Genomic DNA, 23,202 nt, shown 5'->3' with positions numbered 1-23,202 from the left:
CGGGCGTACGGCATTCGTGCTGGCCACGGGCATATGCCGAGCGGGGGTCGGACGGGGCTCCGGCAGGGGGCGCACGGGAGCACGCGGTGGGCGCGTTGCACGCCCCCGGTGACCGTGCGCGCCCGCCGACCCCCGAACCCGGCCGCCACGGCGCACAGTCCGTGACCGCGCCCCCGCCCACGCCCTTCCCGGCACCCGATCCGGCCCGATGCGCTTGTCTGACGCTCACACTGACTGGGCATCACATCGTCGGACCGTGTCCCGGCACCCCGCTGCCTGCGTCGGCCGGAGCCCCGGGAACCAGGGAGGGAGCACGCCCGTGCCCACGTACGACTTCACCCGCCGCGCCCGCCGACCGTCCGACCCGGACGTCGTCGTGGTGGGCGGCGGCCTCGCGGGCCTGACCGCCGCCCGCGCGCTCACCGGCCAGGGCCTCACCGTTCAGCTCCTCGAACGCGCCGACCGGATCGGCGGCCGCATGGCCACCCGCGAGCTGGACGGATTCCGGCTCGACGACGGCAGCCACCTGCTCAACACCGCGTTCCCCGAACTGCGCCGCGCGCTCGACGTCGACCGCCTGGAACTGCGCCCGCTCGCGCCCGGCGTACTCGTGCACAGCGCCGGCCGCCGCTACCGCGCCGGGGACCCTCAGCTCACCGCCGCCCGGCAGGCCGCCGTCCGGGCCCCGCTCGGCAGCCCGTTGGACAAGGCCCGCCTCGGCAGCTACCTGGCCCGGCTCGCCGCCACCCCGGCCGGGCGGATCCACGCCCGCCCCGAGACCACCGCCGCCCGCGCGTTCACCGGCCACGGGCTCGCCCCGCGCACCGTCGACGGCTTCCTGCGGCCGCTGCTCAGCGCCCTGCTCAGCGACCCGGCGCTCGGGACCAGCAGCCGGATCGCCGAACTGGTCCTGCGCTCCTACGCCCGCGGGCGGCTCTGTCTGCCCGCCGGCGGCATCGCGACCGTGCCGGCCCAGCTGGCCGCCGCGCTGCCCGCCGGCACCGTGCGCACCGGGATCGAGGTCACCGGGATCGCGGCCGACGGCGTCGAGACCGCCGCGCACGGCCGGATCGGCGCGCAGGCCGTCGTCATCGCCACCGACGCCCGCTCCGCCGTCGAGCTCATGCCCGGACTGCGGCTGCCGGACTTCCACCCCGTCACGACCTTCTTCCACGCCGCCGACCGGTCCCCGGTGAACGAACCCGTCCTCCTCCTGGACGCCGACCGGCCCGGCGGCCAGCCGCCGCTCGTCTCGCACTCGCTGGTGCTCAGCGAACTGGACCCCTCGTACGCCCCGGCCGGTCAGGCGCTCGTCGCGACCACCGTGCTCGGGCGGCGCGCCTTCGACGCGGGCGGCCCGGCCGGGCTCGAACCGGCCGTCCGGGCCCGGCTCGCGGAGCTGTACGGGACGTCGACCCGGGGCTGGCAGTTCCTCAGCGTCCGGCACCTGCCCGACGCGCTGCCCGCCATGCCGCCGCCGCACAACCCGCAGCGGCCGGTCCGGGTGCTCGCCGGGCTGTACGTCGCCGGGGACCACCGGGACACCAGCTCCGTGCAGGGCGCCCTGGTCTCCGGACGGCGGGCGGCGCGGGCCGTGCTGCGCGACCTCGGGCTGCCGGCCTCGGCGCGGGAGGCGGAGGCCGCGGCCTGACGGCGGTCACGGCTGCCCGGAACACGCGGACAGCCTGCCGGGACGGCGGACCGGCATCGTGCCAGGATGCCGCTATGCCCGCTATGACTGCTATTCGTGGGGTTTCGCCCGTTGCGGCGCCCGCCGCCGCCCGGGCCCTGCGGCCGGTCGCGCGGTGAGCGCCGCCGTCCACCCGCTCACGCTGATCCTGATCCCCGCCGCCGCGGTGGCCGCGCCGCTGCTCGCCGACCGGCTGCTGCGGTGGATCGCCGTCCCGACCGTCGTGTTCGAGATCGTGCTCGGCGTCCTGATCGGACCGGACGTCCTGGACTGGGCGCGCGTCGACGACCTCGTCACCGCGCTCTCCCAGTTCGGCCTCGCGATGCTGATGTTCCTGGCCGGGTACGAGATCGACTTCGCCAAGCTGCGCGGCGGCCCGCTGAAACGGGCGGGCACCGCGTGGCTGGCGACGGTCGTCCTCGGCCTCGGGGTGGGCGCGCTGGTCAACCCGAACCCGCTGGACGGCGCCTTCGCCGGGTTGGTGCTCACCACCACCGCACTCGGCACGATCCTGCCGATCCTCCGCGACTCGGGCGAACTCCCCACCCCCTTCGGCTCGTTGGTGATGGCCACCGGCGCCGTCGGCGAGTTCGGGCCGATCATCGCGATCGCGGTCCTGCTCAGCGGCAACTCCCCCGCCCGGACCGCCGTCATCCTCGGCGCCTTCGCCGTCATCACCGCCTTCGCGGTCCTCGGCGCGCAGCGGCCCCGGCCGGACTGGGTCACCCGGCTGATCGAGCGCACCCTGCGCACGTCCGGGCAGTTCGCGATCCGCGCGGTGATCCTGGTGCTCGCGGTGATGGTCGCCGCGGCGATCTGGCTCGACCTCGACATGCTGCTCGGCGCGTTCACCGCCGGGATCGTCTCCCGAATGCTGCTCTCCGGCGTCCGGGCGCACGAGGAGGAGGTGATCGAGGCGAAGCTGGAGAGCATCGGCTTCGGCTTCCTGGTACCGGTGTTCTTCGTGGTCAGCGGGATGAACTTCGACCTGGACGCGCTGCTGGACGACCCCGGCACGCTGCTGCTCGTCCCGGTGTTCCTGGTGCTGCTGCTCGCGGTGCGCGGGGCGCCTGCCGCGCTGCTCGCCCCGGCCGGGCTCGGGCAGCGCGACCGCGGCGCGCTCGGGCTGTACGCCGCGACGGCGCTGCCGCTGGTCGTGGTGATCACGACGATCGAGGTCGAGGCCGGGCACATGCCGTCCTCGACGGCCGCCGCGCTGGTCGGCGCGGGGATGCTCTCGGTGCTCGTCTTCCCGCTCGCCGCGCAGCGACTGCGCGGCGACGTCCGGCCGCTGGCGCCGGAGGCGGGGCGACCGCGGGTGCGCGCCGAGAGCTGGTGAGGCTGGGGCGTCTTTCGTCTTTGGAGTCGGGCCGGGTCAGGCGTCTTTCGGGTCGGGCCGGGTCAGGCGTCTTTGGGGCCGGGCCGGGTCAGGCGTCTTTCGGGTCGGGCCGGGTCAGGCGTCTTTCGGGTCGGGCCGGGCCGGGCCGGTGCGGGCCGGGCGTCGTCGTGCGCCCGGCCCTAGCATCCGTCGGCCTCCGTTGTCCGGCCTGCTGGGGTCAGATCACCCCCGCCTGGCGGGCCGTCTCCTCGAACGCCCGCGCCACCGGGCTGCCCCGGTAGGGCGTGAGGCGGCGGTGGAAGTCCCGGACGTACTCCAGCGAGCGGGCCGAGCGCATCTCCCCCGCCGCCCGCAGCGCGTCGGTGGCCATCGTGCAGGCCTCGTCGAGGTCGCCCATGCCGAGCCGCGCGGTGGCGAGCACCAGCCGGCAGAAGATCCGGCTGCGGGCGTACGCGGGCGAGCGCAGCCGCAGCGACTTCTCGGCGTGCTGCGCGGAGGTGCGCCACTGCTGGAGGTCGCGGTAGCAGTGGGCGAACTCGTCGGAGAGCTGAGCCTCGTCGAAGTACCGTGCCCAGGAGGGCAGTTCATCGCCGGGCCGGGCCGCGGCCAGCGAGCGCTCGGACCGTACGAGCGCCGTGGTGCACGCCCGGACGTCGCCCAGCAGGCCGTGCCCGCGCGCCTCGGCGGCGTGCAGCAGCGACTGGACGACGGGCGGCACCGCGGTGCCCACGCCCTGCTGGGCGACCCGGGCCAGCTGGACCGCCTCCCGGCCGTGGCCGAGGTGGACGGCCTGCTGGCTCATCGTCACCAGCACGTAGCCGCCGAGGGCGCGGTCGCCCGCGGCCTGGGACAGGCGCAGCGCCTGGACGAAGTAGCGCTGGGCGAGGCCGTGGGCGGCGATGTCGAAGGACGTCCAGCCGGCCAGCCTGGTGAGGTCGGCGACCGCGCCGAACAGGGCGCGGCCGATCTGCTCGCCGTAGCGGCCGCGCAGCATCGGCTCGGCCTCGCTCTCCAGGTAGCGCACCAGCGCCTGGCGGGCGTGGCCGCCGCCGTAGGCGTGGTCGAGCGCGCGGAAGAGGTCGCCGACGGCCCGGATGGCGGCGATGTCGCCGCGGCCGACGCGCAGGGCGGGGCGCTGCTCGCGGGCCGGGTCGGCGTACGGGGGCTCGACGGCCGCGGGCGGGCGGCGGCTCTGGGTGGGGACGCGGCTGAGCGCGGCGGCCGTGGCAGCCGGGCGCGGGCCTGGGCCGCCGGGGACCGGTCCGCGTGCCGGGCCCAGGGCCGCCGCACCGGGCGCGTTGGCCGTCGGCGGGCCCGCGGGCGGTGGGCCGGTGGCGGCGTCCGGGCGGGCCAGCGTGGAGCCGTCCCGGGCGACGCGCTCGTCGGTGCGGCCGATCAGCCAGTCCCGGCTGGGGACGACCAGGCCGGCCGGGGTGAAGGCGATCCGGCGCAGCTCGGACTGCGGGCCGTTGTCCTTGCGCCACATGCTCGCCACGATGTCCACCGCCTCCTGCGGTGTCTCGGCGAACTCCAGGCCCGCGTAGACCGGGGCGCAGGCGTCCAGACCGAGGTCCTGGGCGGTCAGGCGGCGGCCGAGGCGGCGGGTGAAGACCTCGGCGATCAACGCGGGCGTGGCGCCGCGCGGCTGCTGGCCGCGCAGCCAGCGGGTGACCGAGGTCTTGTCATAGCGCAGGTCGAGGCCGTGCTCCAGGCCGAGCTGGTCGACCCGGCGGGCCAGGCCGGCGTGCGAGAAGCCGGCCTCCTCGATCAGCGCCGCCAGGTGGCCGTTCTGCGGGGCCGGACCGGAGTGGCCCGCGTGGCCGCCAGGGTGGCCGGCGGCGGGTGCCGGGGGCGCGGCGGTCGCGGTGGCCGTGGCGGCCGCGGTGGCCGTGGCGGTCGCCGTCGCGGTGCCCGCGACGGCCGTGGGTGTCGCGGGCTGGTGCCGGTCGGGCATGGCCTGCTCGGGCAGCCGCAGCTCGTCGGCGGCCGGGGCGTGGGCGGTCAGGGCGTCAGGGGCGTCCGGAAGGGCCCGGCCGACCGGACCGCGGTGCTGGTCGAGCGGGTCGAGCGGTCCGTACGCCGGGCTGTCGGTTGCAGGCCGTTGGGGCATATCAGTCAACACCTCTCGGACGCCGCACCGGGCTCTACCAGCGCTTCGGCTGCCTGTGGCGGCGCCCCCTGTCGGGAATCGGCGTGAATGTAGCGAGCATTCGGGCGCTATGGGTGGATCTGACCGAGCAATCCTCCGAACGGGTGAAGCAACCGCGCCCATTGTGGGGAAGCCGGGACAGGATGGGTTTGGACTTCCAGGGTCGAACCGTCGATCGACCGTCATAGTGGTGACCACCACCGTCCATCAGCATGCTGTAGTGCCCCGGCACATGGGAGGCGAGCCGCCGGATTCCTACCGTTCTGGCCCATGGACACCACTACAGCCCGCCCGCTCGACGGCCGCACGGCCCTGGTCACCGGCGCCGCCTCGGGCATCGGCCGGGCCTGCGCCGAGGCCCTCGCCGGGGCCGGCGCCCGGGTCTACGTCGTCGACCTGGCGGCCGAACCGGCCCGGGAGCTCGCGGCCCGGATCGGCGGACACGCCGTCGTCGCGGACCTCGCCGACCCGCAGGCGGTCGACGCCCTGCCGGCCGACGCCGACATCGTGGTCAACAACGCCGGCCTCCAACACGTCGCCCCCGTCCACGAGTTCCCGCCCGAGCGCTTCTCCCTCATCCAACGCGTGATGGTGGAGGCCCCGTTCCGCATCCTGCGGCGCACCCTGCCCCACATGTACGAGCGGGGGTGGGGCCGCGTCGTGAACGTGTCGTCCGTCCACGGCCTGCGGGCCAGCGCGTTCAAGTCCGCGTACGTGACGGCGAAGCACGGGTTGGAGGGGCTCAGCAAGACGGTCGCGCTGGAGGCGGCGTCGTACGGGGTCACGAGCAACTGCATCAACCCGGGGTACGTCCGGACTCCGTTGGTGGAGAAGCAGATCGCGGCCCAGGCAGAGGCACATGGCATCCCGGAGGAGGAGGTGGTCGAGCGGATCATGCTCGACCGCACGGCCGTCAAGCGGCTCATCGAGCCCTCCGAAGTAGCCGCGCTGGCCCTCTGGCTCTGCACGCCGGCTGCTTCCTACATCACGGGCGCGAGCCTGCCGGTGGACGGCGGCTGGACGGCGCACTGAGCGCGGCGGCGCTCCCGCTGCACAGGAAGTCCAGAAACGAAGGCCAGTCCTCGCCCTCCCACCCGCCACCTCCACCACAGACGCGAGCCCGCCGGCCGACGGAAGCTGGGCGGGACACTGAACGCAGCGGCACCCCCACAGCACAGGAAGTCGATCGGACCGACTTCCTGCGCGGAAGGGAACTCAGCGGCCGCCCGCCACCCCCGCCTCCATCACGCACGCGAGCCCGCCCGCCGACAGCGGCCGGACGGCGCACTGAGCGCGGCCGCACCCCCACAGCACAGGAAGTCGACCGAGCCGACTTCCCACGCAGAAACGAAGGCCAGTCCTCGCCCTCCCACCCGCCACCTCCATCACGCACGCGAGCCCGCCCGCCAACAACGGCCGGACGGCGCACTGAGCGCGGCCGCACCCCCACAGCACAGGAAGTCGACCGAGCCGACTTCCCACGCAGAAACGGAGTCGGCGGTCGCCCGCATCACGGACGCGAGCCCGCCGGCCGACGGGGGCTGGGCGGCGCGCTGGGGGCGCTTCTCGGTGCCGTACGGGCACGAGTGGCGCCGACGCTATGGCTGACGGCGACCGCTCGAAGGCCGCTACAGGTGCGGCAGAGGCCCGGGCGGGGGACGGGGTCGCGGCATTCCGCGCACTCGGCGTACCGGGGTGCTGGCGGGCGTTCCGGGGCGCGGCAGGGCGGCATCTTGTGCTCCAGGCGGTAGCGGAGCACGGCTGCGGCGGAGTGGATCGGGTTCGGCAGGCCGGGGAGGAGGGCTTGGGCGAGGTCGCTCGGAGTGCTGCCGCACTCCAGCCACTGGGCGACGAGGGGTGCGAGCATCTCCGCTTCGGCCTGGCCGAGGCGCAGGCGAGGCTCGGGGCGGATCGCCCGGAACAGGGCGGCCACTGCCTGTCGGGTCTGCTCGTCGGCAGCCGGGCTCGCGGGGAGGGTGGGTTCTTGCTGCCGGTCCTTTACGGGAGGGCTGCCTGTGCGACCGACAACCGGGCCACCGGGCGCCGGACGGGTGGCACCCGGACGGGAAGGCCAGGGGGTGTCGTAGACGTGGGACTCGCTGCGGAGGGTGCCGTCGGGCAGGCGGATCGTCTCGACGCGGTAGAAGCCGGCGTCGGTGAGCTCCTTGAGGGCTTTGCGGACGGCGCCGCGGCCTTGGGGACTGGTGGCGGCCATGTGGCGGCCGTCCTCGCGCCAGCCGTCGGGGCGGGAGAGGAGGTCCGCGAGGAGGCCGCGGGCGGTGTAGCTGAGCTTGCGGTACTGGAGGACGGCGTTGGGAAGCACGGTGAAGTGCCGTACCTGTTCGGTACGATGGATGCGCATGGGAGCTTCGACTCCTGGTGCCGGACCCCGGAGCGTTGGCGCGCTGCCGGGGTCACCTGTTTGCTGTTTGGTTCGGAACGTAACACGCGGGGTGGTCGGTCAACTGCCCATCACCGGAAGGGTGCTTATCGCACTAACCCTCCGCATCAGACCTCGCCGAACTCCCCCGAGTGGAGAGCGATGAGGAAGGCCGACCAGGCCTCGGCAGGGAAGGCCAGCACGGGACCGTCAGGGTCCTTGGAGTCACGAACGGGAACAGTGCGAACGCAGTTGGCCGCGACCTCGATGCACTCGCCGCCGTTGCTGCTGTAGCTGGACTTGAACCATTCGAGGGGCGTCACAGTTGCCTCCGTAGCTCGCGGATCACCACCAACAAGCATCAGGCTGCAGCAGCCAAGCAGCAAGAAGCCCCTACCCGATTAGGTAGGGGCTCGGCAACGCGGAGCGTCAGACCTCGCCGAACTCGCCAGAGCGAACGGCAGCGACGAAGGCAGCCCAGGCCTCGGCTGGGAAAGCCAGTGCAGGCCCCTCGGGGTCCTTGGAGTCACGGACGGGGATGGCGCCATGGAGGCCACGGGCCACCTCAACGCAATTTCCTGCCTGGGCGCTGTAGCTACTCGTATGCCACATGGCACTGCGCAGGTCATCCATGCTCAAAACCCTTCCGCACTTCTCGGATGAACTCGATGCTCTCCGCCCGGGACAACGCCTCAACCTGGAGATAATCGTACTCGCGAGTCAACGCGGCCAGCGTCTCCGGATCGCGCTCGAGGAAGCCGCGTTGCTCCGTCTCGCCGTATCCCACGACGGACCCGTTCGGCATGGTCAGCAACGTCAGCGGATGCTGGAACGGTCGAGTGGCTCCGAGGGAGAACGGGCTGACCTGCAGGAGGATCCGGGGCTGAGCTGCGAGAGCTTCCAGGTACTGCAGTTGTTCAACCATGACGGCGCGATCACCCATGGTCCGCCGCAGCGCTCCTTCATCTATGACCGCATGAACATGCGGCGCCGGATCGCGAGTTAGGCACCGCTGCCTGCGTTGGCGCAGTTCGGCTCGCTCATCAGCCTGCTGTGGCGTCGCGAACCCGCGAAGCACTGGCGCCTCCTGGTGAACACGGATGTACGCAGGCGTTTGGAACAAGCTCGGAACGATGTTGACCTCGAACAACCGAATGAGTACGGCCTTCGATTCGCAGCGCACGTACTCGTCGAACCCCTCGAACAAAGTGCGCTGGCCCGTGCCGTCCCATTCCCGAAGAAACTGGTCACCGGAGCCAAACACCCTGTCAAGTCGAGCAACAAACGGTTGACTTGGTTTCCTTCGGCCGCATTCGATGGCCGAGATGTACGACGACGTGCAGCCAAGCAGCTCCGCCAGGTGCTCCTGCGTCCAGCCGCGCTGCTCCCGTGACGTGCGAAGTAGCACCCCGAACTCGGCGGCGGGTGAGGACTCGGGGTCAAGTTCCTTTTTGTTCAAGGCGATTCATCCCACCAAACGAACGGCGCTGGACAAGTTGAACTACTCCAGAGCGTAGAGGACATTGAGCACTCCCGGTAGTCGTCGCACTACGAATCGGAGCCATCGCCATGAACAAGAGCACCCCCATGTCCGAAGTCCCCCTCCCCCACGAAGTGGTCATCGACCGCGGGCACCTCGACGACGGCCGGCCTCGCGAGGGGGTCTTCATGGAGCAGTGCGGCGGCATCATGTACCTCCGTCCGGTCGGCGGCGGCATCGAATGGACCACCCGGGCCGACCAGGTCAGCGTCCTCAACCCCCGCCAGATCGCCCCCGGCTCCGGTGCCCGCTCCCACCGTCGACTGCTCCAGGAAGAGCCGCCGTGAGCCCGAGCAGCCTCCTACTGCTCGCCACGCTCCACCTAACTTCCCTGGCCGCCGCCGGATTTGCTGCCGCAGAACGCGCAGCGCGAAGACGGCTCCAAGGGCGCGTTGGCGTACAGCCCTTGTCGAGCCGAACCGCTCCCCGCCGGCAGCCTCCTCCGGCGGGGAGCACCCAACTCCTCAACTCCTCTCCCAAGGAGCAACGTTGAACGACGACATCATGCGGAAGCCGCCCGCCCGACGCCTGGGCCAGCAGGCCTTCGTCCTCCGCCACAGCCCCGACGGACAGGACGAACTCCACGTCCTCCTCGTCGACCCCGTCTACCGGGACGGCTACACGCTCCCCGGCGGCAGCGCCGAGGCCGACGAGCTACCTCACCTCGCCGCCCGCCGCCACCTGGAGACCGAGACCGGGCTCGCCCTGCCCCTGCGAACGATCCTCACCGTCGACTACATGGCCCGGCACCAATACCCCGAGGGAATCAACTTCGTCTACGCGGGCGGCGTCGTAACCCCCAGGCAAGCCAAAGCCGTCAACCTGCACCGCCCGCCGCCGAACATCCGTGCCCTGCACTGGATCCCCCGCCACCTCCTGGACACCGTGATGCCCTCCAACCAGGCCCTCCGCGTCCACGACGCCTGGGACGCCTGGGAACACGGCGCCGGCCGCCCCCTCCTCCTCCGCGGCACCCCCGTCCCGGTCCGCTGATCACACACCACCGGCCTCCCGCCCAAGACTTCCGGGCAGCCTCAGCGGCCCGGCAGCGGGTGGCCGCGCGCTCTCTGCGTGGCTACTCGACATCATCCCGAGGGAACCTCAACGATATGGAGGAACCATGACCAAGAACCTCTACGAGCTGGCGCTGGGCGGCGAGTTGGCCGCCCAGTGCGGCGGCAACCTCGACAGCGAGGCCGAGTCGTGCGTCAGCGTCGCGCCGCTCACGGGCGTCGCCGATGCGTTCGCGCTCGGCGACACCAAGCCCGAGGGCGCCGGCCTCCAGCTGCGCTACACCGGCACCGAGCTCGACACCTTCGTCGTCCAGTGGGCGCAGAGCCGAGGCCTCACCATCTGATCGATCCGATCGCCTGGACGATCAACTCGCAACGCACAGCCGGGTGGCCGTTCCCACCCTAATTGGGAGCGGCCACCCAGTCCTTGGAGGATACCCATGACTCCCGAGGCATTCGCCGAACGCGATGGACACTGGCACGGCTATGGCCCATGGGTCGGATCCCGCAGGCTCATGGAGCTGGAATACCTGCGCCGACCCGCATCACTGGACATGAATCTCCTGCGCGTCCCCAGCGGAATGAACGCACACCCGCAGGAGACCTTTCTGCCCTTCGCCCAACGCACCATTCCGCCCATGATGACCGGCCACTACCTCCTGCGCCGTCCCGAAGGCCTCGACCAGCGCACCTGGACCACCGCGCCCCCGGCCGTCGACTGGCTCACCAGCGTCTACAAGCAATTCCCGCCCCTGCGGCGCTCCGATGGAAAACAGGCCTACGCGTCGCTGGAGTGGTACCAGGAGTGCGCTCACCGCACCCTGCTCCACGGCTCGGACGTCGTGTGGTCGCACTACCTCGAAGACCTGCGGTTCATGAGCTCCGCCGTGATCTGCTGCCCGTCCCTGCCGTTCCACCCCGACATCAAGTGCCCATTGTCCTGAGGAGACGACGTTGTCTCTGCACGAGCTTCTCGGCACCCACGCCGGTGACCTGCTCGCCGCCTGCCCCACTGAACCACGCCTCTACCGTCGCCAACACACGGCACTCGACCAGGCCATCACCTTGGACCTGATGAACTCGTACATCGACCACGGTCTCACCGCCCCCTCGCGTACTGCGGCAGTCAAGAACGGCCGGGCCGTTCACCCCGGACGCTTCTCCGAGAACGGCCAGATGCGTCGCGGAAAGCTGCGCGGCCTCATCGAGGAGGGGCACACGGTGAACCTCCGCGAACTTCAGCGGAACGCACCGTTCCTGGCCGAGTTCTGTGCCCGGGTCCAGGCCGAGACCGGTTACACCCTGTACGTCTCCGCGATCATCACGCCCGCCGGGGAGACCGGCCTGACCCACCACTGGGACCAGGCCACCGTCCTGGTCGCCCAAATGTCCGGGCGAAAGCGCTGGCCGCTGTGGGCTCCGACCGTGCAGCACCCGATGGACGACCACCTCGGCTCCCCGACCCGATGGACGCGGGAGATGCAGCGGATCTGGGACACCACCGACCCGTTCGCCACCTACACCCTGGAGCCCGGCTCCACCCTCGTGATCCCAAGGGGATGGGTCCACGCCCCCGTCTGCGCCGGCGAGGAGCCGAGCTTCCACCTGACCTTCGCCCTACGCGAGCGGACCCCGCTCGACCTCGCCCACCAACTGATCGCCTCCGCACTCGACCACGACACCTTCCGCGAGGGCCTCGCCCCGGCTCAGCTGCGCGCCGACAACCTCGGCAGCACCTTGGGCAACGTGCGCGAGATGGTCACCGACTACCTGGCCGGCCTCGACCTGGACCGCCTCGCCGACCGCATCGCCCCGCAACTGACCGGCACGCCCTGACCATCCCGCCGAAACGCTCTCCTCCCCCCTGCGCAGGAAGTCGGCCTGCCCGACTTCCTGCGACTACGCCATGGCGGATCTCTGCCCCCTGCCGCGAGCGTCGGCAGGGGACAGAGGCACATGTCCGCGTAGGAAGTCGGCCTGGCCGATTTCCCACGCGCAGCGCACCCCATCGGCCCACGCCATGAACGCCGCGAGTGAAGCGAATTGGAGCCGGGCCGGCCATGGACACGGCCGCGTCGCCGATGGTGCGCAGCCGGGAACAATCCGGGTGGAGCCGATGTTCGGCGATCTTGGAAGTCAGCGGCAGTGCGACTGCAGAGAACGGGTGGACGGTCATGTCGAGCAGCATCAGCGTCATAGTGACGATGAAGGCCAAGCCCGGTCAGGAGGCCGAGATGCGCGCACAGGCACGCTCGATGATCGAGCCGAGCCGGGCCGAGCCCGGGTGTCTCTCGTACAACAACTACGTGGACCCGGAGGATCCGTACTCCTGGGTGGTCATCGAGGAGTGGGCCTCCCACGCGGCGTTCGAGACGCACATGGCCAGCCCGCACCTGGCGGACTCGCTGGCGAAGGTCGGCGATCTGCTGGCCGAGCCCCCGTCGGTTCGGATCCTCAGCACGGCGAACTGAACGAGTCCGGCGCCCCCGCGCAACTGCGGGCCGACAACCTCGGCAACATCCCGGGCGCCGCGCGCGAGATGGTCACCGGCTACCCGGCCACCGACTACATCACCCCGCACAGGAAGTCGGCGTGGTCGACTTCCTGTGCGGCTGAGCGATGACGGATCTCTGCCCCCGGCCGCGTTCGCCGGCAGGGGGTAGACGCGTATGTCCGCGTGGGAAGTCGGCGTGACCGACTTCCCACGCAGAGAGACACTGAGGGCGGACACCACCCTGGTGCCGCTTCGGCCCTGCCGAAGCGGCACCGGAACGAATTTCTCGCCGCTTTGGGGCTTCCCCTCAACGCGCAACCTCTTCTTCCACATGGGAAGTCGGCTCCGCCGACTTCCTGCGCAGAAGGGGCGAACACCACCCGGTGCCGAGGTAGATGTATCCGCGTTTCTTGTATCGCGCTGAGACCGCTCCGGCGCGCGCTTGCGCTCGGCGGAGCGGTCGTCATTCTCACAGTGCGAACGGCCTGTAGGCGAGGGCTAATTCGACAACCTCAGCCGCTGTCGGCTCCGGCACGTCGGGCCAGTAGATCAAGTTGCTGACATAGCCACTCGGACAGCCAAGACCCCTGTCCAGCGCCTCAAGTGCGCGGTCGATCTCGGCGTCGTCGGCGCAGTCCCCATCCATGATCTTCTGCACCATCGCAACGGCCGACTCACGAGTCATCACCGCTCCAGCCACCCCCTCCAGGATAGTGAGACCTTAGCGAGCTATGTGATCGACCGGACAAGCCCCGAACCATGCTCGCCGCCTCCCCCAAGTGCGCAACTCCCCATTCCGCGCAGGAAGTCGGCTGGGCCGACTTCCTGCGCAGAGCGCGAGGCATCGACGTGAACGTCTACTTGAGGCTGGGCCTGCGCTTCACGCGCGGGCCCAGATCGTTTTTGGCCAGCAACGGCGCTGCTTCGGTCCTGCCGAAGCGGCGCCGAGACAAGGCGACAGAAGTAGGAAGACGGGCTGGTGAGCTCAAGTCCGAACCTCTGCGCAGGAAGTCGACCAGTCCGACCTCCTACGCAGAAAGGGCGGACACCCACCGGTGCCACTTCGGCGAAGCGACACTGGCACGAACCGCGCCTCGCCCGTCTGAGGCTTCCCTTCAACGCGCAGCCTCTTCTTCCGCATGGGAAGTCGGCTCCGCCGACTTCTTGCGCAACATCATGAGTAGATCGAAAACGGTCTGGGCCTACGCGGGAAGCGCAGGCCCAGACCGTTTCTGGTCGGCAACGAGACAAGGCAGCCGGGCAGGAGTAGCGGGAAGGCTGGTGAACGTCCTCTTGGCGGACAGCACTAAGCCAGCACCGCCCTTCGGGCTCAGACCCCTTTCTGCATGGGAAGTCGGCTGGGCCGACTTCCTGCGCGCAGCGTGGGCCGTCGGCCCGGCCCGATCTTCGTCGGCAACCTCGCTGGAACGTTTCTTCTCCTCCCGGCCCTGCGACTTCCGGTGCTGCTTCGGCGGGCACCGAAGCAGCACCGGAACGGGCAACAGGAGCGGGAGCAGGGGGTGGGGCGAGGGGTGGGCAGCGGTCCTCTCGGGCTGGGCTGGTTATGGGGTGGAGGGCTGCAAGATGCCGGTGGACTATGTGGGTTGGGCACATGGGCCTCGGGCGCCGGGCTTCCTACGTTGTGGCGACATCGTCGTCCCCGGACCGGAAGTGGTGACCCATGGCAGCATCGGTTGAGAGGCGCTCACTCCCTCGGGTAGTGGCGGCGAGTCTGATCGGGACCACCATTGAGTGGTACGACTACTTCCTGTACGGAACAGCGGCTGCGCTCGTGTTCGGGAAGGTGTTCTTCCCCAACAGCGATCCGCTGACAGGCACGCTCCTCGCGTTCCTCACGTACGCGATCGGGTTCGCCGCGCGGCCGCTCGGGGCGCTGGTGTTCGGGCACTTCGGGGACCGGGTCGGGCGCAAGCGGCTCCTCGTCGTGAGCCTTCTGCTCATGGGCGGATCCACCACCCTCATCGGGGTGCTGCCCACGTACAGCAGCATCGGTGCCGCCGCGCCCGTGCTGCTGACGGTGCTTCGGCTGGTGCAGGGGTTCGCCCTCGGCGGGGAGTGGGGCGGGGCCGTCCTGCTGGTGTCGGAGCACGGGGACCAGCGCCGGCGCGGCTTCTGGGCCTCGTGGCCGCAGGGCGGCGCGCCGGCCGGAAACCTGCTGGCGGCCGGGGTGCTGTCGCTGATGACGGCGGTGCAGTCGGACGCCGCGTTCCTCGCCTGGGGTTGGCGGGTGCCGTTCCTGCTGTCGGCCGTGCTGGTGGGCGTGGGCATGTGGATCCGGCTCGCGGTCGACGAATCACCGCTCTTCCAGGCCGCGTTGGCCGCGCAGAAGAACCGCAAGACCGTCGAACAGCCGCCGCTGGTCGCCGTCCTGCGGCACCACTGGCGGGAGGTCCTCGTCGCGATGGGGGCTCGCATGGCGGAGAACATCTCGTACTACGTCATGACCACCTTCGTCCTCGCCTACGCCGTCAGCCACGCGCACTTCTCCAAGCAGACCGCGCTCAACGCCGTACTGATCGGCTCGGCCATCCAGTTCGCCCTGATCCCGCTGTTCGGCGCGCTGTCGGACCGCGTCGGCCGCAAGCCGGTGTACCTGGTGGGTGCGGTCGGCGTCGGGGTCTGGGCGTTCGTCTTCTTCGGCCTGGTGGACACGAAGTCGTTCCCCGCCCTCGTCGTAGCCGTCACGGTCGGCCTGGTCTTCCACAGCGCGATGTACGCGCCCCAGGCCGCCTTCTTCTCCGAAATGTTCGCCACCCGGATGCGCTACTCGGGCGCCTCGATCGGGGCCCAGTTCTCGTCCGTCGCCGCAGGGGCGCCGGCTCCCCTCATCGCCACCGCGCTCCTCAAGGACTACGGCACCCCCACACCGATCGCGGTGTACGTGGCTGCGGCGGCGGCGCTCACGGTGCTCGCCGTCCTCTGCGCACGCGAGACGAAGGGACAGGACTTGGCAGAGACCGACGCCGAGACCGACGCCGAGGCCCCGGCGGCCGATACCACCCCGGTCGGCAAGCCCGCCACCGCGTGACGGCCCAGCCGCTACTATCGCGCTCCCGCCCCACTGCCGATTGGCGGCACGCACCATGAACGACCCCCAGACCGGCGCCGCGCCCGCCCTGCGGCAGCTGCTCGACCTGCTCGGATCCGGCGCCGCCACCGAGGACTTCGCCGAGGTGCTGGCCGACGCCCGCCGCCGGGGGGCGCCGGCCGCGGTGCTGCAGGAGATCGACGACGCCACCTGGCAGGCCCTACGGGTGCACCGCACGCTGCGCCAGCACCGGCGCCGCGAGGCCGAGTTGACGGCTCTGTTCGACACCGCCGGCGACCTCGCGGCGTCCCGCGACCTGGACACCGTGCTGCAGGCGATCGTCCGCCGCGCCCGCCTCCTGCTCGGCACCGACACCGCCTACCTGACCCTCCCGGACGAGGCCGCCGGCGACACCTACATGCGCGTCACCGACGGCTCGGTGTCCGTCCTCTTCCAGACCCTGCGGCTCAGCCTCGGCGACGGCCTCGGCGGCCTGGTCGCGCAGACCGCCCGCCCGTACGCGACCCCCGACTACCGCACCGACGACCGCTTCCACCACACCGGCACCATCGACGCGGGCGTGCTCGACGAGGGCCTGGTCGCGATCATCGGTGTGCCGCTGCTGCTCGGCGGGCAGGTCATCGGCGTCCTCTTCGCCGCCGACCGCTCGCCGCGCGCCTTCTCCCCCGACGAGGTCGCGCTGCTCTGCTCGCTGGCCGCGCACGCCGCGATCGCCCTGGACACCGCCAAGTCGCTGGCCGACACCCGCGCCGCGCTCGCCGAACTGGGCGCCGCCAACGAACTCGTCCGCGCCCACTCCGCCGCCGTCCAGCGCGCCGAACAGGCCCACGACCGGCTCACCGACCTCGTCCTGCGCGGCGCCGAGGTGCCGGACGTCGCCGCCGCCGTCGCGGCCCTGCTGGACGGCGAGATAGCGGTCCTGGACGCCGAGGGCGAGCCGCTGGCCGGCCGCGTCGCGTCCGCCGCCGGGCTGGCCGAGGCGGTCGCGGCCTCGCGCGCCGAGGGCCGGTCCGTCCGCCACGGCGGCCTGTGGGTGTGCGCCGTCCTCGCCGGGCAGGACGCGCTCGGCGCGATGGTCCTGCGCGGCCGGCCCGGCCTCGACGACGCCGACCGCCGGCTGTTCGAGCGGGCCGGCGTGGTCACCGCGCTCCTCCTGCTGCTGCGCCGCTCCGTCGCCGAGACCGAGAACCGCGTCCGCGGCGAACTGCTCACCGACCTCCTGACCGCCCCCGACCGCGACCCCGCCGGGCTCACCGCGCGCGGCCGGCGGCTCGGCGTCGACCTCGGCCGCCCGCACCTCGTCCTGGTCGCCGAACCCGCCGAACCCGCCAGGGCCGCCGGAGCCGCCGGGAGCGCCGCCACCACCGACCGCGGCCGGCTCGCGGGCGCGGCCGGGCGCTACCTGTTCGGTTCCCGGGGCATCGCCGCCGAGCACGGCGAGACCGTCGTCCTGCTGGTGCCCGACGGCGGCGACCCCGAGGAGACCGCCCGGCAGGCCGCCGAACGGCTGGCCCGGCTGGCCGGCTTCCCGGTGACCGTCGGCGCGGGCCGCCCGGCCGCGGGCCCGCCGGCGATCGCCGCCTCGTACGCCGAGGGCCTGCGCTGCCTGCGGGCGCTGCGGGTGCTCGGCCGCGCGGGCGAGGGCGCGTCGGCGCGGGCGCTCGGCTTCCTCGGGGTGCTGCTCGGCGACGGGCACGACGTGGACGGCTTCGTCGGCGCGACGCTCGGCCCGCTGCTCGACTACGACGCCCGGCGCGGCACCGAGCTGGTCCGCACCCTCCGCGCGTACTTCGACTGCGGGGGCAGCCTGACGCGGGCCAAGGACGAGCTGCACGTCCACGTGAACACGGTGGTCCAGCGGCTGGACCGGGTCGAGGCGCTGCTCGGGCGGGACTGGAACGTGCCGGAGCGGTCGCTGGAGCTGCAGTTGGCGCTGCGGCTGCAACTGCTGGCGGAGGCGTGAGTCCACGGTGAGGGGTGGGGGGCGGACGGCTGACAGGTCCGATCGGGCTTGGGCGTACAGTGGCGAGGTTGGTCTCGAACGCCCGGCAAGGAGCGGCAAACGGTGAGCGAGAACGTACGTTTCGTTTCGTTGGGCATAGGCGAGCGCACGGTGCCCTACCAGGAAGCCTGGGAGGAGCAGCAGCGCCTGCACGCGCTGCGGGTCGCGGACGAGATCCCCGACACCGTGCTGCTGCTGGAGCACCAGTCCGTCTACACGATGGGCAAGCGCACCAACCCGGCCGACCTCCCGCTGGACGGCACGCCGGTGGTCGAGGTCAACCGGGGCGGGGAGATCACCTGGCACGGCCCCGGCCAGCTGGTCGGCTACCCGATCGTCAAGCTGCCCGACCCGATCGACGTCATCGCGTACGTCCGCCGGCTGGAGGAGGCGCTGATCCGCGCCGCCGCCGAGTTCGGCGTGGGGACCACCCGGGTCGAGGGCCGCAGCGGCGTCTGGGTGCTCGGCGACACCATCCCGGACGCGGTCGTGGACCCGTCCCAGGTGGTCGACATCGGCAAGCTCACCCTGCGGCTGGGCCTGCCGCTGGGCATCGACCCGCGGCTGGCCGGCCCCGAGTACGCGCCGTCCAACGCCGGGCAGCGCGGCGACGACCGCAAGCTCGCCGCGATCGGCGTGCGCGTCGCGCGCGGCGTCACGATGCACGGCTTCTCGCTGAACTGCGCCCAGGACATGACCTTCTTCGACAAGATCGTGCCGTGCGGCATCCGGGACGCGGGTGTGACCTCGCTCTCCAACGAGCTCGGCCGCGAGCTGTCCGTCGGCGCGGCGCTGCCGGTGGTCCAGCGGCACCTGGCGGACGTGCTCGCCGAGCTGCCGGAGCCCGCGCTCAGTCGCTGAGGCTCCCGGCCACGGCCCCCGACGACCCGGGACGACCGGTGATCGCCGGGGAATCTACTGGCCGGTAGCTCTGTTGCCCTGCGATTGCAGGGCGGCACGCCCGGCGAAGCCCGTACAACCACAGGCGTACCCTGGGGGTACCCCGTCTAGTTCTAGGAGTCGCACGTGTCCGCTGTCGCACCCGACGGCAGGAAGCTGCTCCGCCTGGAGGTCCGCAACAGCGAGACCCCCATCGAGCGGAAGCCCGAGTGGATCAAGACCCGCGCGAAGATGGGCCCGGAGTACAACGCCCTCCAGTCGCTGGTGAAGAAGGAGGGGCTGCACACGGTCTGCCAGGAGGCCGGCTGCCCCAACATCTTCGAGTGCTGGGAGGACCGCGAGGCGACCTTCCTCATCGGCGGTGACCAGTGCACCCGCCGCTGCGACTTCTGCCAGATCGACACCGGCAAGCCCGCCGAGTTCGACCGGGACGAGCCGCGCCGCGTCGCCGAGTCCATCGTCACCATGGACCTCAACTACGCGACCATCACCGGCGTCGCCCGCGACGACCTGGAGGACGGCGGCGCCTGGCTGTACGCCGAGACCGTGCGCCAGGTGCACGCGATGACCGCCGACCGCGAGGCCGGCCGCACCGGCGTCGAGCTGCTGATCCCCGACTTCAACGCGGTGCCCGAGCAGCTGGCCGAGGTCTTCTCCTCCCGCCCCGAGGTGCTCGCGCACAACGTCGAGACGGTCCCGCGCATCTTCAAGCGGATCCGCCCGGCGTTCCGCTACGAGCGCTCGCTGGACGTCATCACCCAGGCCCGCGCGGCCGGGCTGGTGACCAAGTCCAACCTGATCCTGGGCATGGGCGAGACCCGCGAGGAGGTCAGCCAGGCGCTGGCCGACCTGGTCGGCGCCGGGTGCGAGCTGATCACCATCACCCAGTACCTGCGGCCCTCGCTGCGCCACCACCCGGTCGAGCGCTGGGTGAAGCCGCACGAGTTCGTCGAGCTCCAGCAGGAGGCCGAGGAGCTGGGCTTCGCCGGGGTCATGTCGGGCCCGCTGGTGCGCTCCTCGTACCGGGCCGGCCGGCTGTACCGGCAGGCGCTGGAGCGGCGCGAGCAGGCGTCGGTCTGAGAGCAGTCCTGAGCAGTCCTGAGCCATCGGAAGGGCGGAGCTTCGGCTCCGCCCTTCCGTTTTCACCAGGTTTTGACCGCCGGATCACGGACTGGTAACACGGGGTGGTGACGATGGACCCGACGAGGCCGTTCGGTCCTTCGTCGTTCGGTCCTTGGCCGTTCGGTCCGTCGTCGTTCGGTCCTTCGTCGTTCGGTCCTTCTCAGCCACGAGGGGAGTTGCCCGGGATGCGCATGCGGATCCGGTCGGTCGGAGTAGCGGTGCGGTTCGCCGAGAGCGTCCTGATGGCCGGCGGGCAGCAGCACGCCCGGCGCAACGCCTGGGCGGCGGTCTGCGAGAACCGCCGGCACGCGGCGGACCGGCACCACGACGCCGCGGCGCCCGCGGGTGGTGCGGCGGCGCAGCCGGCCCGGAGCTGACGGAAGCGGGCGTTTCGTCGCTGTCAGCGACGACTGCCCGGCACACGGGTCACGGTTCGGTGCGAACGGGTACCCGGGCTTGGAGTTCCCGTACCCGTGGCACGTACCATGAGCGTTATGGCGAGGGAAACATCCGAGAACCCCGGGCGGCTGAAGCAGATCCGCCAGGCGTACATCATGACCAAGAAGGTCGACACCAAGATCGGCCTGATCATCGCCGGCGTCGGCCTGCTGACCTTCGGCGTGTTCCTCGCCATCGGCTTCGCAATCGACCACCCCGTCTATCTGGGCATCCTGGGCTTCATCGTGGCCTTCCTGGCCATGGCGATCGTCTTCGGGCGCCGGGCCGAGCGCGCCGCGTTCGGGCAGATGGAGGGGCAGCCGGGCGCCGTCGCGGCGGTGCTGAACAACATCAAGCGTGGCTGGAGCTCCAACTCCACCCCGGTTGCCGTCACCCGCAACCAGGACGCGGTCTACCGCGCCGTGGGCCGGGCCGGCATCGCGCTGATCGGCGAGGGCAACCCGAACCGGGTCCGCCAGCTGCTGGCGTCCGAGAAGAAGAAGATGGCCCGTGTCGTCGGCGACGTGCCGGTGCACGACATCGTCGTGGGCAACGGCGAGGGTGAGATCCCGCTGAAGAAGCTGCAGATCCACCTCATGCGCCTGCCCCGCGCCATCACCCCGGCCCAGGTCACCGAGACCAACGACCGCCTGCGCGCGCTGGGCGACCTGCTCTCCAAGGCGCCGATCCCCAAGGGCCCGATGCCCAAGGGCGCCCGGATGCCCAAGGGCGGCCAGGTCCGCTGATCCCCTCCCCCGTCGACACGAACGGCCCCGCCACTCCTCTGGAGCGGCGGGGCCGTTCGGCGTTCGCGGGCCTCGGCGAGATCCGGGCCTCGGCGAGATCCGGGCCTCGGCTAGATCCGGACCTCGGCTAGATCCGGACCTCGATGGTGCCGACCGCCTTGTCGTGCAGGCCGCGGGTGTCGCGGTCCCACACCAGCGGCGGCACCAGGAGGCAGAGCAGCAGCGTGCGCAGCAGCACCTGCGGGATCGTCGCGCGGCGGCCGTCCTGCCGGACCACCCGCAGACCGAACAGCCGCTTGCCGACCGTCGTGCCGGAGGTGGCGAGCAGCAGTGCGGTGACGCCGAAGAACAGCGGCGTCGTCCACAGGTTGGCCGAGGACGCGGTGCCCTTGCCGAGCAGTCCGTAGGCGACCAAGGAGACCAGCCAGCCGTCCACGAACAGGGCGCCGATCCGGCGGCCGGGGCCGGCGATCGAGCCGGGGCCCTCCTTGGGCAGTCCGAGGCGCTCGCCGCGGTAGCCGAAGTCGGCGCCCATCTTCTCGGCGGCCGCCTTCGGGCCGTCGATCCACGATCCCAACGCTTCTCTGGTGTCCACGAATCCACACTAACCGGGCGGTCGCCGCGCGCCGCCACCGGCTCCCCTGTCGTCCGCGAGCCTTCCCCGACCGAGTGAATCCCGGTGACCGGGCTTACCGAATGGTCCAGACCACTTATCGGAAGACCTGCAGGCCGGTGGGGTGTTTTGCCCTGGACCGTACGACTTTGCCGCCCGTTCGGCGGGTGTGGTTAACATCTAGGAAACGAGCGGGTCACCGGTCGGAAACGGACCGTTCCTAGGGTGAGCCGCATTCGCACGCCGAGGAGGATGCTTTGTTCAACAACGCCGCCGAAGTGAAGCAGTTCATCCAGGACAACGACGTCAAGTTCGTCGATGTCCGCTTCTGCGACCTGCCGGGCGTCATGCAGCACTTCTCCGTACCTGCGGCGACCTTCGACCCGTCCGAGACCCTGATGTTCGACGGTTCGTCGATCCGCGGCTTCCAGGCCATCCACGAGTCCGACATGGCCCTCGTCGCGGACCTCGCCACGGCCAGGCTCGACCCGTTCCGGGCCGAGAAGCACCTCAACATCAACTTCTTCATCCAGGACCCGGTCACCGGCGAGGCCTACAGCCGCGACCCGCGCAACGTCGCCAAGAAGGCGGAGGCCTACCTCGCCTCCTCCGGCATCGCCGACACCGCGTTCTTCGGGCCCGAGGCCGAGTTCTACGTCTTCGACTCGGTGCGGTTCGACACCAGCGCGAACGCGTCCTTCTACCACATCGACTCCGAGGCCGGCGCCTGGAACACCGGTGCGGCCGAGGGCGACGTGCGCGGCTACAAGGTCAAGTACAAGGGCGGCTACTTCCCCACCCCGCCGGTCGACCACTTCGCCGACCTGCGCGCCGAGATGTCGCTGGAGCTGGCCAAGTCCGGCCTGGAGGTCGAGCGCCAGCACCACGAGGTCGGCACCGCCGGCCAGGCCGAGATCAACTACAAGTTCAACACCCTGCTGCACGCGGCCGACGACCTGATGCTGTTCAAGTACATCATCAAGAACGTCGCGTGGCGCAACGGCAAGACGGCCACCTTCATGCCGAAGCCGATCTTCGGCGACAACGGCTCGGGCATGCACGTCCACCAGTCGCTGTGGACCGAGGGCTCGCCGCTCTTCTACGACGAGCAGGGCTACGCCGGACTCTCCGACACCGCCCGCTACTACATCGGCGGCCTGCTGCGGCACGCGCCGTCGCTGCTGGCGTTCACCAACCCCTCGGTGAACTCCTACCACCGCCTCGTCCCGGGCTTCGAGGCGCCGGTCAACCTGGTCTACTCCCAGCGCAACCGCTCGGCCGCGATCCGCATCCCGATCACCGGCTCCAACGCCAAGGCCAAGCGCATCGAGTTCCGCGCGCCTGACCCGTCCTCCAACCCGTACCTGGCCTTCTCGGCGATGCTGATGGCCGGCCTCGACGGCATCCGCAACAAGATCGAGCCGCTGGAGCCCGTCGACAAGGACCTCTACGAGCTCGCCCCCGAGGAGCACGCGAACGTCCCTCAGGTGCCCTCCTCCCTCCCGGCGGTCCTGGAGGCCCTGGAAGCCGACCACGAGTACCTCCTCGCGGGCAACGTCTTCACGCCCGACCTGATCGAGACGTGGATCGACTTCAAGCGCACCAACGAGATCGCCCCGATCGCCCTCCGCCCGCACCCGCACGAGTTCGAGCTGTACTACGACCTGTAAGAGGCACGTCCCGCCCGCGGAATCGCGGGTGGATCC

Annotated in this window: 23 protein-coding genes; 16 read left to right on the top strand and 7 right to left on the bottom strand. The window is 71.3% G+C overall.

Translation table 11 applies throughout. The annotated features are described in order from the left end of the window. Positions 1 to 319 precede the first annotated feature (319 nt). Both ACFVU9_RS18725 and ACFVU9_RS18720 read left to right on the top strand, forming a co-directional pair. Positions 320 to 1,651, top strand: coding sequence for an NAD(P)/FAD-dependent oxidoreductase (locus ACFVU9_RS18725; RefSeq protein ID WP_387594491.1), 1,332 nt, complete (start codon positions 320 to 322; stop codon positions 1,649 to 1,651). 154 nt (positions 1,652 to 1,805) lie between these two features. After that, the gene (locus ACFVU9_RS18720) at positions 1,806 to 3,029 is read left to right on the top strand and encodes a cation:proton antiporter (RefSeq protein ID WP_387594489.1); all 1,224 of its coding nucleotides are present in this window, start codon (positions 1,806 to 1,808) and stop codon (positions 3,027 to 3,029) included. Positions 3,030 to 3,246: 217 nt separating this feature from the next. Here ACFVU9_RS18720 and ACFVU9_RS18715 read toward each other — a convergent pair whose 3' ends face one another. After that, on the bottom strand, positions 3,247 to 5,139 hold the full coding sequence (locus ACFVU9_RS18715) for a regulator (RefSeq protein ID WP_387594487.1): 1,893 nt from the start codon (positions 5,137 to 5,139) through the stop codon (positions 3,247 to 3,249). Positions 5,140 to 5,448: 309 nt separating this feature from the next. Here ACFVU9_RS18715 and ACFVU9_RS18710 point away from each other — a divergent pair, with 309 nt between their 5' ends. Further along, positions 5,449 to 6,210, top strand: coding sequence for a 3-hydroxybutyrate dehydrogenase (locus ACFVU9_RS18710; RefSeq protein ID WP_387594486.1), 762 nt, complete (start codon positions 5,449 to 5,451; stop codon positions 6,208 to 6,210). Positions 6,211 to 6,688: 478 nt separating this feature from the next. Here ACFVU9_RS18710 and ACFVU9_RS18705 read toward each other — a convergent pair whose 3' ends face one another. The 4 genes from ACFVU9_RS18705 to ACFVU9_RS18690 form a co-directional block, all read right to left on the bottom strand. Then, positions 6,689 to 7,540, bottom strand: a complete 852-nt coding sequence (locus tag ACFVU9_RS18705; protein ID WP_387594484.1) for a hypothetical protein — start codon at positions 7,538 to 7,540, stop codon at positions 6,689 to 6,691. Positions 7,541 to 7,686: 146 nt separating this feature from the next. Then, entirely contained in the window at positions 7,687 to 7,920 is a 234-nt protein-coding gene (locus ACFVU9_RS18700; protein WP_387594520.1) for a DUF397 domain-containing protein, read from the bottom strand. Positions 7,921 to 7,987: 67 nt separating this feature from the next. Continuing rightward, on the bottom strand, positions 7,988 to 8,170 hold the full coding sequence (locus tag ACFVU9_RS18695) for a DUF397 domain-containing protein (RefSeq protein ID WP_387594518.1): 183 nt from the start codon (positions 8,168 to 8,170) through the stop codon (positions 7,988 to 7,990). A gap of 13 nt (positions 8,171 to 8,183) precedes the next feature. Beyond that, a complete protein-coding gene (locus ACFVU9_RS18690; RefSeq protein WP_387594482.1) occupies positions 8,184 to 9,017 on the bottom strand; it encodes a Scr1 family TA system antitoxin-like transcriptional regulator in 834 nt (277 codons plus the stop codon). Positions 9,018 to 9,145: 128 nt separating this feature from the next. Here ACFVU9_RS18690 and ACFVU9_RS18685 point away from each other — a divergent pair, with 128 nt between their 5' ends. From ACFVU9_RS18685 to ACFVU9_RS18660, 6 genes are all read left to right on the top strand, one after another. Further along, on the top strand, positions 9,146 to 9,385 hold the full coding sequence (locus tag ACFVU9_RS18685; RefSeq protein WP_387594480.1) for a hypothetical protein: 240 nt from the start codon (positions 9,146 to 9,148) through the stop codon (positions 9,383 to 9,385). A gap of 202 nt (positions 9,386 to 9,587) precedes the next feature. After that, positions 9,588 to 10,091 (top strand): NUDIX domain-containing protein, encoded by a 504-nt coding sequence (locus ACFVU9_RS18680; RefSeq protein WP_387594478.1) that lies wholly within the window; start codon positions 9,588 to 9,590, stop codon positions 10,089 to 10,091. Positions 10,092 to 10,218: 127 nt separating this feature from the next. Further along, positions 10,219 to 10,455, top strand: a complete 237-nt coding sequence (locus ACFVU9_RS18675; protein WP_380437614.1) for a DUF397 domain-containing protein — start codon at positions 10,219 to 10,221, stop codon at positions 10,453 to 10,455. A 294-nt stretch (positions 10,456 to 10,749) separates the two neighbouring features. Then, a complete protein-coding gene (locus tag ACFVU9_RS18670; RefSeq protein WP_387594476.1) occupies positions 10,750 to 11,055 on the top strand; it encodes a hypothetical protein in 306 nt (101 codons plus the stop codon). Between the two features lie 10 nt (positions 11,056 to 11,065). Beyond that, positions 11,066 to 11,947 carry a JmjC domain-containing protein gene (locus tag ACFVU9_RS18665; RefSeq protein WP_387594474.1) on the top strand — a complete coding sequence of 294 codons (882 nt, stop codon included), beginning with the start codon at positions 11,066 to 11,068 and terminating at the stop codon, positions 11,945 to 11,947. A 338-nt stretch (positions 11,948 to 12,285) separates the two neighbouring features. Further along, positions 12,286 to 12,582: a putative quinol monooxygenase gene (locus ACFVU9_RS18660; RefSeq protein WP_387594472.1), complete on the top strand. Its 297-nt coding sequence runs from the start codon at positions 12,286 to 12,288 to the stop codon at positions 12,580 to 12,582. Between the two features lie 492 nt (positions 12,583 to 13,074). Here the strand turns inward: ACFVU9_RS18660 and ACFVU9_RS18655 are convergent, their stop codons facing one another. After that, complete coding sequence (locus ACFVU9_RS18655; RefSeq protein ID WP_387594517.1) at positions 13,075 to 13,290, bottom strand: e9imm peptide; 216 nt, start codon at positions 13,288 to 13,290, stop codon at positions 13,075 to 13,077. A 996-nt stretch (positions 13,291 to 14,286) separates the two neighbouring features. Between ACFVU9_RS18655 and ACFVU9_RS18650 the strand changes: the two genes are divergently transcribed. From ACFVU9_RS18650 to ACFVU9_RS18625, 6 genes are all read left to right on the top strand, one after another. Then, the gene (locus tag ACFVU9_RS18650) at positions 14,287 to 15,654 is read left to right on the top strand and encodes an MFS transporter (RefSeq protein WP_387594470.1); all 1,368 of its coding nucleotides are present in this window, start codon (positions 14,287 to 14,289) and stop codon (positions 15,652 to 15,654) included. Between the two features lie 55 nt (positions 15,655 to 15,709). Then, entirely contained in the window at positions 15,710 to 17,638 is a 1,929-nt protein-coding gene (locus ACFVU9_RS18645) for a helix-turn-helix domain-containing protein (RefSeq protein WP_387594468.1), read from the top strand. 102 nt (positions 17,639 to 17,740) lie between these two features. Beyond that, entirely contained in the window at positions 17,741 to 18,538 is a 798-nt protein-coding gene (gene lipB / locus ACFVU9_RS18640) for a lipoyl(octanoyl) transferase LipB (RefSeq protein WP_380446950.1), read from the top strand. 165 nt (positions 18,539 to 18,703) lie between these two features. Next, complete coding sequence (gene lipA, locus ACFVU9_RS18635) at positions 18,704 to 19,657, top strand: lipoyl synthase (protein WP_363655648.1); 954 nt, start codon at positions 18,704 to 18,706, stop codon at positions 19,655 to 19,657. Between the two features lie 227 nt (positions 19,658 to 19,884). After that, positions 19,885 to 20,076 (top strand): hypothetical protein, encoded by a 192-nt coding sequence (locus tag ACFVU9_RS18630; protein ID WP_380446952.1) that lies wholly within the window; start codon positions 19,885 to 19,887, stop codon positions 20,074 to 20,076. Between the two features lie 108 nt (positions 20,077 to 20,184). Next, a complete protein-coding gene (locus ACFVU9_RS18625; RefSeq protein WP_380446955.1) occupies positions 20,185 to 20,883 on the top strand; it encodes a DUF4191 domain-containing protein in 699 nt (232 codons plus the stop codon). A 127-nt stretch (positions 20,884 to 21,010) separates the two neighbouring features. Here the strand turns inward: ACFVU9_RS18625 and ACFVU9_RS18620 are convergent, their stop codons facing one another. After that, complete coding sequence (locus ACFVU9_RS18620; protein WP_380446957.1) at positions 21,011 to 21,478, bottom strand: RDD family protein; 468 nt, start codon at positions 21,476 to 21,478, stop codon at positions 21,011 to 21,013. Positions 21,479 to 21,753: 275 nt separating this feature from the next. On the opposite strand from ACFVU9_RS18620, the gene glnA reads away from it, so the two are divergent. Continuing rightward, positions 21,754 to 23,166, top strand: coding sequence for a type I glutamate--ammonia ligase (gene glnA / locus ACFVU9_RS18615; RefSeq protein ID WP_380446960.1), 1,413 nt, complete (start codon positions 21,754 to 21,756; stop codon positions 23,164 to 23,166). Positions 23,167 to 23,202 lie beyond the last annotated feature (36 nt).

The sequence above is a fragment of the Kitasatospora sp. NPDC057936 genome (assembly GCF_042887525.1).
Taxonomy (GTDB): Bacteria; Actinomycetota; Actinomycetes; order Streptomycetales; family Streptomycetaceae; genus Kitasatospora.
Note: the sequence above shows the minus strand (reverse complement) of the source record. Positions and strands in the feature narration are given on the sequence as shown.